The 12,907-nt window shown below is 42.4% G+C and carries 9 protein-coding genes; 4 read left to right on the top strand and 5 right to left on the bottom strand.

Annotated elements, in window-relative coordinates:
* Positions 1–9 precede the first annotated feature (9 nt).
* Positions 10–861 (bottom strand): class D beta-lactamase, encoded by an 852-nt coding sequence (gene blaOXA, locus B1202_RS10435; RefSeq protein ID WP_143221601.1) that lies wholly within the window; start codon positions 859–861, stop codon positions 10–12.
* A 201-nt stretch (positions 862–1,062) separates the two neighbouring features.
* Between blaOXA and B1202_RS10440 the strand changes: the two genes are divergently transcribed.
* On the top strand, positions 1,063–1,872 hold the full coding sequence (locus tag B1202_RS10440) for a toxin-antitoxin system YwqK family antitoxin (RefSeq protein ID WP_171262640.1): 810 nt from the start codon (positions 1,063–1,065) through the stop codon (positions 1,870–1,872).
* Between the two features lie 59 nt (positions 1,873–1,931).
* Here B1202_RS10440 and B1202_RS10445 read toward each other — a convergent pair whose 3' ends face one another.
* On the bottom strand, positions 1,932–3,638 hold the full coding sequence (locus B1202_RS10445) for a sensor domain-containing diguanylate cyclase (RefSeq protein WP_078190534.1): 1,707 nt from the start codon (positions 3,636–3,638) through the stop codon (positions 1,932–1,934).
* Positions 3,639–4,737: 1,099 nt separating this feature from the next.
* On the opposite strand from B1202_RS10445, the gene omp33-36 reads away from it, so the two are divergent.
* Entirely contained in the window at positions 4,738–5,613 is an 876-nt protein-coding gene (omp33-36, locus tag B1202_RS10455) for a porin Omp33-36 (RefSeq protein ID WP_078190536.1), read from the top strand.
* Between the two features lie 58 nt (positions 5,614–5,671).
* Here the strand turns inward: omp33-36 and B1202_RS10460 are convergent, their stop codons facing one another.
* On the bottom strand, positions 5,672–6,367 hold the full coding sequence (locus B1202_RS10460; protein ID WP_078190537.1) for an ion channel: 696 nt from the start codon (positions 6,365–6,367) through the stop codon (positions 5,672–5,674).
* Positions 6,368–6,619: 252 nt separating this feature from the next.
* Here B1202_RS10460 and B1202_RS10465 point away from each other — a divergent pair, with 252 nt between their 5' ends.
* Positions 6,620–6,994, top strand: a complete 375-nt coding sequence (locus B1202_RS10465) for a hypothetical protein (protein ID WP_078190538.1) — start codon at positions 6,620–6,622, stop codon at positions 6,992–6,994.
* An 89-nt stretch (positions 6,995–7,083) separates the two neighbouring features.
* On the opposite strand, the gene B1202_RS10470 is transcribed toward B1202_RS10465, so the two are convergent.
* Both B1202_RS10470 and B1202_RS10475 read right to left on the bottom strand, forming a co-directional pair.
* Complete coding sequence (locus tag B1202_RS10470) at positions 7,084–8,799, bottom strand: cation acetate symporter (RefSeq protein ID WP_078190539.1); 1,716 nt, start codon at positions 8,797–8,799, stop codon at positions 7,084–7,086.
* Position 8,800: 1 nt separating this feature from the next.
* Positions 8,801–9,133: a DUF485 domain-containing protein gene (locus tag B1202_RS10475; RefSeq protein WP_078190540.1), complete on the bottom strand. Its 333-nt coding sequence runs from the start codon at positions 9,131–9,133 to the stop codon at positions 8,801–8,803.
* A 181-nt stretch (positions 9,134–9,314) separates the two neighbouring features.
* On the opposite strand from B1202_RS10475, the gene B1202_RS10480 reads away from it, so the two are divergent.
* Complete coding sequence (locus B1202_RS10480) at positions 9,315–12,803, top strand: PAS domain-containing hybrid sensor histidine kinase/response regulator (RefSeq protein ID WP_078190541.1); 3,489 nt, start codon at positions 9,315–9,317, stop codon at positions 12,801–12,803.
* The last annotated feature ends 104 nt before the right edge of the window (positions 12,804–12,907 follow it).

A 12,907-nucleotide genomic window follows, 5' to 3' on the forward strand; every position in this document is an offset into this window, starting at 1 on the left:
CTCATATAATTAGCGTAAATAATGAAACACACCTAACTTATCCAACACATCCAAAGTTAACTGCTTACGCTCCGCCACATCATCCCCTGCTACCATCTGCAAATTCAAACTAAACGCCGTGATCTTGCCATGACCATCATCTACCCAACCGGTATACCAACCGACTTGAGGTTCCACATCCATGCCCCAACCACTCTTGGCATACAATTTTGCATCGCCACGACTCTCAATATAAAGCATGTCTTTGACTTGCCTTTGCACCGTGACATCAAACGGTAATTTCTCTGTCGCAAGCTGATATGCAAATTTGGCTTCTTGTTCAGGCGTAATCTTTAACGGCCCAACCAACCAAAAATAATCCACCTGTTTGCCAATATTGGCATTGCCAAAACCGACCCGTTTGACTTCTTGTTGCATTAACGCCAAGTCTATTCGCCTTGCCAGTTCCTGATATACAGGAACCGCAGACGCTTGCATGGCTTCACCCAAAGTCAGGTCTTTTTCCCATGATGGGAAAGCACGTTTTTCACCTTTCCATTTAAAAACTTCAGTGGCTGTCGCCTTCTGATGCTGCAAACCAATTAATGCATTTAACATTTTAAAAGTAGATGCGGGAATGTATTCTGTCTGGGCGCGCTGTAAGTCATTGCCATAATGGCTCATGCGCTGACCATCAAATGTGACAAATACCGCCTGTGTCTGTGCTTGATTAAATAAAGACGGAATCTCACTCACCCGTGAACTTTCTAAATTGGCTTGAGCCGTCTGTTTTAAGTGTTGAGATGAATCCAACATGCCTTCATTTGTTGTACATGCTGACAAACTCAGGACAGTCATCAACGATAGATATATTTTTTTCATTGCACTATTTTTATGGTGTTTAAAGTCCATAGTATAAGATGAAGTTCAAACCTGAATTGTTTACTTTTCAACAGTCTTGTATCTGTCGAAAACTCAGCATATCGACTATTTATTTTTAAACAAAACATCCTTATGATGACGCCTATCGTGGACTCAACAACGAATATTTTTAACTTTTTAAAATATAAAAGCATACTAACAATGAATAAATTTATCTTAAGTTTCAGTCTCTTATTATGTCCAATATATAGCTTTGCCGATGGCTATCTGAATGAATACATGGTGCTGTTTGTCTCACAAGAAGACCCCGATCTTAGCCCATGGAAAGATAAGCCACAGTGTAAAGCCCTCAGTACCCCGACTTCACACAAAGGGATCTATGAAAATCAATATGTCTATGCCAATGGCAATGCCCTGACCACCATCTTTCTGAGCAACAGCAAAATTAAAAATGGTGAATGTGAACATTTAATTCACTTTCCAGATGGCATTCAAGGCTCAGGCGTATTTGAAAGTTTCTTCCCCAACGGCAAACCCCGTAGCCGCATTGCCTATAAAAATGGAGAGTACGAGGGCAAACTTGAGTTTTGGTTTGCCAATGGGATAAAAGAACAAGAAAGTAGCATCATCAATGGTGAATCTCAGGGGGATTACAAAATTTGGCATCCAAATGGGCAACTGGCTTTTTCTCAAAATTATAAAAATGGGATCGAAAATGGCCTGCGCCAACGCTGGTACAGTAATGGTAAACCATGGACCTATGCCAATTTTCAAAACAATAAACTGATTGGTGAGCTGAAAATGTGGTTTGAAAACGGCAAACTAGAACGCCAAGGTTATTATCGGAATGGCGTTCGTCATAACAGTTATAAAATTTGGTATGACAATGGGCAACCTGAAGCGGTGCTTCAGTACGATTTAGGCAAAATTACCCAAGCCCAGTGTTGGAATGAAGACGGCAGTCAAATGAACCAACAAGCCTGCAATAAATTATATAAAGATGAAGATTAATTCATTTTTCTGGCTAACTATATGAATCTATCAAGATATTTATGAATACCAAGCTGCGTTTAGGCTGAAACACGATCACGCCCCGCAGCTTTGGCTTTAAACAATGCTTGGTCTGCGCGCTCTAATAAATCGATCCAGCTTTTGGCACCCACAGCAACACCAATACTCACCGTCACGATGAGATCGGCTTCGTCTTCTGCCAAATTGAAATTCACATGCTGAATATCATGCCGTATAGTTTCAGCAATGTGCTGGGCTTTGAGCATATCAATCCCCTCGATCAGGACTAAAAACTCATCTCCACCATATCGCACCACCAAGTCAGATGAACGAATATGTTGGCGTAATTGATTGGCAACATGTTGAATCACCAAATCGCCAACAATATGCCCATAACGATCATTCACCTGTTTAAAGTGATCGATATCAATCACGATCAGTGCTGTATGTAAAAAACCTGAATTTTGGCTATCACGAAATTTAATATATTCATCTAAAGCAAAACGATTGGCAACATTGGTGAGTGAGTCCGTATTGGCAATATGTTTAAGCTGAAACTCAAAGGCATCACGTTGTTCTAGCATATTTTCAATATGCTGAATGGCGTCAAATAAACTGAGATAACCTAATTTGGTGGGCTCAATCACGCCTTGATCAATTTGTCGGTGCCGAGCCAATTTAAATAACTGATTACGTGCACGAATTAAAGGTTCAAACACCCATTTCTTGGCATAGAACATCGTTAATACAGCGGTCAGTAATGACACGAGCGAGAGAAAGAGTGTAAAGATTAATTTATTTCGTGCTTCACGTCGTTCGTCCGCAGCCACTTTTAGACTGTAATCTAAAATATAACTTTGCAATTCCACCACTGTGACAAATTTATCCACCATTGCATCAGTGAGCTGAGTGCCATCCATGTGATAACGCTGATGTTGAAGACTTTTTTGCGCCAAACCGTCGATAATCGGTAAACCTTTATCTAAAAATTCCGTCCGTACCGCATGATGTAACTGTTTAAACTCGGGTGTTTTGTCATGTTCGGACTGCACGACATTGATCAATTCCCACAGATAGCGTGTTTGACGCTGGGTTTGTAAAGTCCGCGCTAGATTTTGCTCTGGAATTTCCTGTTGAAACGATACCGCAGCCATAATGTTTGATGCGACTCGTCCCGCCTGATCACGTAATTCTGCTAGTAATAAAATCAGCGTGTAATAATTCGATACACGGGTATCTTTACCATGTGAATGATTGACCAATTTCTGCAAGGCAATATAGCTTTGATCCCAAGCTTGGAACATCGCCAAAATGGCATGATCCAATTTTTTAGCTTCACGCTGTTGTGTCGGCAGCGCAATATATTGATCGACCGTTTTGCGACCCTGCAACAAATACGGATATAAATTGGACTCTAACTGCTGGGCGATCGGTGCAAAGCCCGCTTCTTTTAAAACCTTCAGTGTGTCTTGATATTGCTGATCGACGCCTTGACGATATTCAGCCAACTCAATAATTTTTTGCTCGCGCTGTTCACCTTGACTCGACATTGCACTGTTGGCTGGCGCACGTTCACGGGAAATTTGGTTGGTTAAATCTGCCACCATTTTCAGCATCTGAATTTCTTTCAGCGCTTCGGCACTTTTGAGGTAGTTTTGATTGCTGCTCACAATCAATGGAACACTAATAAATACGATAGACAAGACGATTACTAGCATCGCAAGTTGCAAGCGCTTACTAATATGCTCTGTTCGTAATGTTTCCATCTATTTTATGCCCCACACTTGTTGCATACCCCAACCCACTTCTCAACTAAACGCGGGAATATTTAAATTAATGATCAATAATTTATTAATTTGTAAAGTGAACATTTATACCTCTAAATTCTATACAAATGTGTTTAACCTGTCACATTTTTATCACTTTAAAACGAGATAATTCGCTAAAAAAACAGCAACATATTTGAAAGGAATAAATTTTTTTATGAACTTGCTTAAATAAATATTTACAATTGCAATAAATTGGTGCAGAATGCACCGTATTAGGGCACGCTAGATTTCTTCCTCAGCAGAATATTTTAGTTTCCCGAAAATTTTGGCTAAAAAATCCTGATTTTCCATGAAAATCAGGATTTTTTTTGTCTGTGCCTACAGAACTCGATGATAAATCCAATAATATATGCACCATAAAAGGGCATTTATTTTTATTCCATGTCCGTTTTATCTATAATCTTTGCGGTAAAGTTCCACTTTTAGACAAAAAAAAGCCCAACCTTGGGGAAAGCTGGGCGAATAAAAAACAAATGATGGAGAATCAGGGTCAAAGTCACACTTTTAAACTGTGTGACGACTCGATTGGCAAATTATGAATCAAATAAAATCTGATGTAAAGCCAAGTATTTCACAAGGATATTAAATTTATCACTAAGATATTCATTTAAGTGAAGTAGACCTCAGATTTAAAACAAAAACGTCCATTTACTATGCAAATAAACAGTTTTTGCCCAACAATTCAGCAGTCAAAGCCGCAATTTATCGCTTCAAATACGTGAAAAGCGTTAGAATTTGCCCTTCGTATTAAATGTTATTTTAGATAAAAATAAATATATTGATTGTTATTTTAGATCGAAAAGTTGTTTAATTTTTCAAGCCTATTTTTTCGATTACGACTTTAGTCAAACTTATTTGATTGTTCTCAATGATTTTTTTTCAGTGACTTATTAGTTAGAGTAAAAACTGAATTTCCTATTATGAAATAAAGATCTGAGTCAGAGACTGAATAATAACCTTTAGGATCATTGACTTAATATATTGTTACAATACAATGCTCAACGTTTAATCCATTTGTAACAACTGGTAGAAAATCATGAAAAAACTCGGTTTAGCCACTGCTTTATTATTAGCCATGACCGGTGCTCAAGCTTACCAATTTGAAGTTCAAGGCCAAGCAGAATACATCGACACAACTGCAAATGACAAAGATTTCATTGGTGGTGTTCAAGGTACTTACTACTTCAAAAATGTTGACTCTACAAAAGGTCCTTTAGCAGAAGCTGCATTCTTAAACCAAGCTTCTAACGTATCTGTTGCTTACAACTACGGTGAAGTTGGTTCAAAAGGTACTGACGTAATTGCTCATAACTTTGGTGCTAAAGCTGAAGCTTATGTTCCAACTAAAGTTGTTCCTGTATATGCAAGCGCGTCTTACAGCCACACTATTCTTGACAGCAAAAACCAAAAATTCGCTGACAACAATGGCGACCGTTATGCATTAGAAGTTGGTGCGCTTCCAACTCAAAACTTCTTAGTTGCTGTTGGTTACACTAGCGTTGCTGACCAAGCTGCTGTTGACGCGTTCAACGTTATGGGTAACGGTGTTGCTAAAGCTGCTGCAGAAGCTGCGACTATTGGTCAAGACCAAGACGCAATCACTGCACGTGCTAAATATGTTGGCGCAATCGACGACACTAACATGGCAATTGGTTTCGAATCAGGCATCATCTACGGTGATGACACTGCGTACCAATTCAAAACTGATCTTTTCGTAACTCCTAAATTAAGCGTTGGTGCTTCTTACGCTGAATCTAGCTTTGCTGGTACTCCAGACTCAGCTTGGGGCGCGAACGTAAACTACTTCATCACTCCTGCTGTTGCAGTTGGTGCTAGCTATGTAAATGCTAATGCTGAAGAAGTTGCGCTTGACACTCAAACTGTTGGCGTAAACGCTAAATTCCGTTTCTAATTCATATTAGATACTGAATACCAAAAAGGACGCATTTGCGTCCTTTTTTATTCTGCCATTATTTGTCTTTGGGCTCATGGCGTTCCGGTAAATGGGCAATATATTGCAAAGCAATTAAGCGTGAAACGATGAGAGCCAAATACATCACCCCGCAGAACATTTGAAGCATCGCCAACACCCGTGCTGGCGCACTCACAGGCATGAGATCTGACAAGCCCGTGGCAGACTGCAAACTAAAACTTAAAAATAATAAATCTAACCACGACTGCATGCCCGGCTCTGCAGGGTTCACAAAACTATCCGGATAAATCAGCTGACAAATACTATAGAGAAAGGCAAAACCCCATGCGATGAGGGTAAATACTGCCCCTGCTGCAAAAAGTTCATCTTTGGTTAAATAGCGATCGGCAAACATATAGCGCAATACACCATAGGCTGCACTAAAATACGCGCAGGCTTCAAAAGCATGCGCAATAATTTGAATATTCGGATGATTTACACCGAGCATAATCAAAGTAGAAAACAATACGGCGCAGCCAACAAAACTTAGCCCAAGAATCGTAAACATCGGAGTTTGGCGAATCACTTTGGCAATGATCAACAGCACCAACACCCCAAGCACCCAAATCAGCGCACGAAAAGACAGGCTTTCTCGGGTAATCGCGGTTAATACCAAGATCAGAAACTGCACCAATAACAGCCATGCTGAGGGTAAAAGTCTAAAGCTTTTCCAAAAATCCACGAATCCTTGCATTATTTTCAATCTCAATATTTTTATCATGTGCTGAAATGATCGATCTGAAGCATCATCAACTGATTGATTTTAAATTAGCATGAAGTGAGTTTTTTATACTGCAAAGATTTGTTGAGCGTGACCTGAAAAACATCACATATGCATACTGTTCTGCCTCAGTTTTTTGATCACCCTTGAAACTCAAAAAGCCTATTGTAAGTTTCAGTTTTCAGGCGCACATTTAAAGGAATCTCCTGCGTGGTAGATTTCATTATGAAAAAACATCTCGTATTTGCGCCCCTCTGTCTGCTCATGCTCTCTGCCTGCACACAAAACAGTCCACTCCTCAAAGGCCATGAAAATTATGTGGGGACTTGGCAAAACAACCACAGTGAATTAGTGATCAAAGCGTCGGGCGAAGTCACGTATCATCATCAAGAACATACCGAAAAAAGTATTGCCAACCAAACCTTCAGTGGTGCTGAACAGTCAAGAATAAAAGCCCATTTGAGCAGTTTTGGTGATCAGAGCTTTAGCATCGGTCAGGATGATTTCTCTCAACAATTCACAATTCAGCGCTCACCTTATCAAGATGATCAGGGCCATTGGAAAATGTCGGTCAATGGAGAAAGTTATACACGCAAATAAGACAGAGATTTGTCCATGACCCACTGCTCCATAGAATTTACTCAGATATAAAAAAAGCCCCTTGTTTGGGGCTTTTTAGGCTATTCAGATTAGTGATCTGAAGCACCTGAGATACCAATACCAGTTTGTGAACGTACATACTGTGCATCAAATGCTTTACGTTCTGCTTGCGCACGTGCTGAATTATCAGTCACAGAGAACAACCAGCAGCAGATGAATGCCAATGGCATTGCAAAGATTGCAGGACCATTGAATGGGTTAACTGGTGTTTCAGAGATTGCAAATGTATCTACCCAAACTGCTTTAGACAATACAATGAGAATCACCGCAGTTGCTAGACCAACCACACCACCAATCACCGCACCACGCGTCGTTAAACCTTTCCAGAACATCGACAATACAAGCACTGGGAAGTTTGCACACGCTGCTACAGAGAATGCCAAACCAACCATGAATGCAACGTTTTGTTTCTCGAACAAGATACCTAAAATCATCGCGAAGATCGCAAGACCTAAAGTCGCGATTTTAGACATACGAAGTTCAGATTCTGGCGTTGTTTGACCTTTCTTGAATACGTTTGCATACAAGTCATGTGAAATTGCTGAAGCACCTGACAATGTCAGACCTGCAACAACTGCAAGAATCGTTGCGAATGCTACCGCTGAAATGAAGCCCATGAACAAGTCGCCGCCCAATGCATCAGATAAATGCACCGCAGCCATGTTGTTACCACCAACAAGCTCTAGCTTGCCAGTTACCGCCATTTTCGCTACATCAAGGAATTGTGGGTTATTTGAAACGTAAAGGATCGCACCAAAACCAATGATGAAAGTCAGTAGGTAGAAGTAACCAATGAAACCTGTTGCTACAACCACTGATTTACGCGCTTCTTTGGCATCTTTTACTGTGAAGAAACGCATTAAGATGTGTGGTAGACCTGCTGTACCGAACATCAATGCAAGACCTAGAGAGATCGCATCAATTGGGTTCGCAGCCAATTTACCAGGCCCCATAATGTTTGCAGCTTCAGTTAAAGATACATCATGTACTTTAGAGAAAACTTGGATCGATTGATTGAACATTTCAGAGAAGCTGAAGCCCACGCCTTTCATGACCATAAATGCCATGAAGGTTGCGCCAGAAAGTAGCATCACTGCTTTAATGATCTGTACCCAAGTCGTTGCCAACATACCACCGAAGATTACATACGCCATCATCAGTAGACCAACGATCACAACCGCAATGTTGTAGTTCAAACCGAATAATAGTTTGATCAACTGACCTGCACCTACCATCTGTGCGATTAGGTAGAACGCTACAACCACCAGCGAGCTTACTGCTGCAAGTGTACGGACAGGTTTCTCAGCAAGACGGAATGACACCACGTCAGATAAGTTGAACTTACCTAAGTTACGCAGACGTTCAGCCACCAAGAACAGTACGATTGGCCAACCCACCATGAAGCCTAATGAATACAGCAAGCCGTCAAAGCCAGAGCTGAATACCATTGCGGAAATACCGAGGAACGATGCTGCTGACATGTAGTCACCGGCAATCGCTAAACCATTTTGGAAACCCGAAATACCACCACCGGCAGTATAGAAGTCTGCAGTGTTCGTGGTTTGCTTCGCTGCCCATTTGGTAATAAACAAGGTCAAGCCAACAAAGATTGCGAACATGATAATCGCATGCCAGTTGGTCGCTTGTTGCTGTGCTTCACCTAAGTCAGGTCCTGCCATTGCCATGCTTGACATGAGCAGAGCGGGAGCCGCCAGTGCTGTTGCTTTCAATGAATTCCATTTCATCTTAGTGAAGTCCTTTTTCTTGAGTAATTGCTTCTACTTCACGCATTGCTTCTTCGTTTAATGCATCTAATTTATTATTTGCAATGTACGAATACACACCACAGAGCAGGAATGACAATACAATAATGCTCAAACCTAATGGCATACCAATCGTGGTCACACCACCACTCACGGATTGCATCAAGAACTCTTTGTTATAGCCCACAAGTAGCATGAAGCCGACATAGACCACCAACATGATGATCGTCAAAGTCCAGCTCAATTTACTTTTACGGCTAACCATTTCCTTAAATTTTGGATTCTGTAGAATTTGTTCTACCTGTCTCTCATCCATAATGTTCTCCTTACGCCGAACCTTGGCGCGCAATTTTCTAATTCGAATTATTTCGAAGCTAAACTTACCAATGTTCCTTATCTCTTGTAATTTAGACTTTGGTCGTTAAATTTTGAGCAATAACCTCCCTAAGCCTGTGGATGCGTTATCATTAAGCGAGAATTAATATGCTGCAGGCTCTATGAATAGTTGGCTTATCGTCGGGGTATTGGCCCTTTACATCGCATTACTCTTTGTATGTGCATTCTTTGGTGAAAAGCATGCCAGCAGGCTCAGTACTCGCGGCAGAATGCTTCTCTTTAGTCTAACTTTAGGGGTTTACTGTTCATCTTGGACGTTTTATGGCGCAACAGGTGCCGCGGTTCGTGAGGGCATTATTTTCCTGCCAATCTATCTGGGGCCACTGCTATTTGTTGCGCTCGGCTATGATATTTGGCGACGTTTAGGCCGTGTCCGTCAGCATCATGCCATTTCATCGATTGCCGACTTTGTAGCAGCACGATATGGTAAAAGTGGCCCCTTAGCGTCATTGGTCACGATCCTTGCCGTGATTGCCATTATTCCCTATTTAGCCTTGCAGCTACGTGCGATTGCGCTAAGTGCAACGGTCATTTTAGAACCGACCGCTGGTCTGACCGGTACCACCAATAGTGTGTTGTTTTTGACTGGTGTTTTGGCGATTTTGGCCATGATGTTTGGGACACGACAAATTGCCAATACAGAACAGCATGGCGGCTTAATGTTGGCTGTGGCATTTGAGTCTTTCGTCAAGCTGTTTGCACTACTTGCAGTCGCATTTTTCTTTGTTTTTGAATCACCTGAAAACATGGCGCAAATCAGCCATGACATCAACACCACCTTTAAAGATGTTCAGCTCAAAGGTGTGCCAGAAAGCTTCTGGATTCAAACTTTATTGGCTGCATTAGCGATTATTTGTCTACCACGTCAGTTCCATGTCGCGGTGGTTGAACTGCGAGATGAAAAGCATATCCGTGGTGCTCGTCGTTGGTTTGCCATTTATCTGATTTTAACCATTATTGCGATCATCCCGATTGCCAGTTGGGCGCTGCATGCAGCACCTGCCTACTTGGCAATCCCCGATGTTGCTGTGCTCTCACTGCCTTTAAGTTATAACCAAGACTGGTTGACCTTACTTGCCTTTCTCGGTGGTTTTTCAGCATCGACAGGTATGCTGTTGGTGTCGTCAGTGGCTTTGTCGATTATGCTCAGTAATGACTTGATCATGCCTGCACTGTGGCGTACACGCTTATTGTCACGTCATGACAAACGCCTACCACTCGTACTGAAATTTACACGTCGTGTGTGTATTTTAGCGGTCATGTTATTGGGCTTCTTGTTCTTCCATTTCTTCAATGACATTGACCAATTATCGGTCTTTGGCCTATTGGCCTTCAGTGCTGTGGCACAGTTTGCACCGGCATTAATTGGTGGTTTGTATTGGCGTGGCGGAAGTAAGCAAGGCGTATATGCAGGTCTGTTGGTCGGTTTCGGCATGTGGGCTTATACCCTGCTATTGCCAACCGTATTGCGTAGCCTGCCTGAACAATTTAAAACATTTACCGAAAATCTTTTAAGTCAGGGACCTCTCGGCTTGAGTTGGTTACGTCCTGAAGCCCTGTTAGGGTTTGAGTCTTTCGATCCCCTTACCCATGGCGTAGTTTGGGCACTTGGATTAAATATCACCCTCTATATTTGGATTTCCCGCGTCTTCCGCCCAAGCGTTGCCGAGCAAATTCAGGCCGAAAGTTTCTTTTATTATGAAACCAAACCGCTCCCGGCTCAAAGCACATCAAACGACATCAGCTATATTCACCATGATGTGGCACGCTTAAAAGTTGGTGATCTAATTACCTTGGCAAAACGCATCACCGGTGAAGGTCCAACCATGCGTGCCTTCAACCAATTTTGCGCACAAAACAATGTCGTTTTGAATGAAAATAGCAGCGCCAACGGCATGTGGTGGCGTTTTACCGAACAGTATCTTGCAGGCACCATTGGTGCGGCATCTGCCCGTACCTTACTCACCACAGCCATGGTCAATAATGGTTTAGCACTCGGTCAGGTCGCCAATATTCTTGACCAAGCGTCACAGTGGCAGCGCTTTAACCAAAATCTGATCATGACCATGATCGACCATATGACCCAAGGTGTGTCCGTGGTTGATGAAAACATGTGTTTGGTGGCATGGAATAATCAATACCTCAAACTGTTCGATTATCCAAAAGACATTGTCTATGTCGGTTGTCCAATTTCAGACTTGATTCGTTATAACGCTGAACGCGGCGAATGTGGTCCTGGTTCAGTCGAAGAACATGTGCGTAAACGTATGCATTGGATGCAAGTCGGCAGCGCACACGAATTTGAACGGATTCGTAAAGATGGTCGTGTAATTCAGATGCGCGGTAACCCGATCGAAGGCGGTGGTTTCGTCACGACCTTTGCCGATATTACCGCATTCCGTGAAAATGAAGCCTTGCTTGAAGGGCGTGTACAAGACCGTACCCAACAGTTGGCAGATGCCCTGTCCGAACAACAATTGGCACGTGAGCAAGCCGATAAAGCCAATATGTCGAAAAGCCGCTTCATTGCTGCTGCAAGCCATGACTTATTGCAACCGATGCATGCTGCGCGCCTGTTTAGTACCGCCCTCGAGCAAAGCGTACAAAATGACGATGATCGTAAAACGCTTCAGCAACTTGATCGTGCGCTGCATGGTGCGGAAAGTATGCTCTCTGCCCTCTTGGACATTGCTCGACTCGAAGGCGGAACGATCCAACCGAAACGTCAGCCTTATCCACTACATGACTTACTCAGCGATCTTGAACTGCAATTTAAATCGATTGCAGCACAGCGTAATATCAAACTGACCGTACATGATGCTCAGTTCTGGATTGACACCGACCCACAGTGGATTCGTCGCATTATTCAAAACTTCGTCAGCAATGCCTTACGCTATACGGCGCGTGGTCGTGTTGTGGTGGGTGTGCTACGTTCAGCACGTCCGGGACATATTCGTATTGGCGTTTGGGATACAGGTCCTGGGATCGCGGAAGAACAGCGCATTAAGTTGTTCCAAGAGTTTGAACGCTGTGGACACACCTCTCCATGGGGTGAACAGGGTCTGGGCTTAGGTTTAGCCATCGTGCAACGCATGACCAGCCTACTCGACTACCCAGTACATGTGTTCTCAGAACTTGGTCATGGTTCGTGCTTTATGATTGAAGTCCCTGTGGTCGCTGCGCCAAAAGTGGTCGCTGCACCGACTCAAGCCGTTCCGCTGAAAACCAAAGCCTATAAGATTCTGTGCTTAGACAATGATGAAACGATTTTGGAAGGGATGTCGACCTTACTGACCAAATGGGGCTATCAAGTCTTTAAAGCCACTGAACCTGAACAGGCCATGGAATTGATTCAACAAGAAAATATTCAAGTTTGGTTGGTTGACCAACACTTGAATAACAACAAGATCGGTCTCGACTTTATTTTAGATAACCGTCAGGAAAATGTCCCTGTGGCGCTGATTACCGCAGATTCTGATCCTGAACTACCGCAACGTCTAAAAGAGTTAAACATCGTCTTACTGAAAAAACCATTGAAACCGGCTTCACTGCGTTCATGGTTATCTGGTTTGAAAATTTCAAATCAGTAGCGCTGTTACAGGACATCGCTCTGTAAAAAATAGCCCATTTCAGTCACATGAAATGGGCTTTTGTTTACCTTGCTCTTACTTAAACTTACCGAACTTGCAAAAAA

The sequence above is a fragment of the Acinetobacter amyesii genome (genome assembly GCF_002018365.1).
Taxonomy (GTDB): domain Bacteria; phylum Pseudomonadota; class Gammaproteobacteria; order Pseudomonadales; family Moraxellaceae; genus Acinetobacter; species Acinetobacter amyesii.

Coding starts and splice junctions, on each gene's coding strand:
- B1202_RS10445 (WP_078190534.1), bottom strand. CDS start 3,638: ATGGAAACATTACGAACAGAGCATATTAGTAAGCGCTTGCAACTTGCG.
- B1202_RS10465 (WP_078190538.1), top strand. CDS start 6,620: ATGAAAAAACATCTCGTATTTGCGCCCCTCTGTCTGCTCATGCTCTCT.
- blaOXA (WP_143221601.1), bottom strand. CDS start 861: ATGAAAAAAATATATCTATCGTTGATGACTGTCCTGAGTTTGTCAGCA.
- B1202_RS10480 (WP_078190541.1), top strand. CDS start 9,315: ATGAATAGTTGGCTTATCGTCGGGGTATTGGCCCTTTACATCGCATTA.
- B1202_RS10460 (WP_078190537.1), bottom strand. CDS start 6,367: ATGCAAGGATTCGTGGATTTTTGGAAAAGCTTTAGACTTTTACCCTCA.
- B1202_RS10470 (WP_078190539.1), bottom strand. CDS start 8,799: ATGAAATGGAATTCATTGAAAGCAACAGCACTGGCGGCTCCCGCTCTG.
- omp33-36 (WP_078190536.1), top strand. CDS start 4,738: ATGAAAAAACTCGGTTTAGCCACTGCTTTATTATTAGCCATGACCGGT.
- B1202_RS10440 (WP_171262640.1), top strand. CDS start 1,063: ATGAATAAATTTATCTTAAGTTTCAGTCTCTTATTATGTCCAATATAT.
- B1202_RS10475 (WP_078190540.1), bottom strand. CDS start 9,133: ATGGATGAGAGACAGGTAGAACAAATTCTACAGAATCCAAAATTTAAG.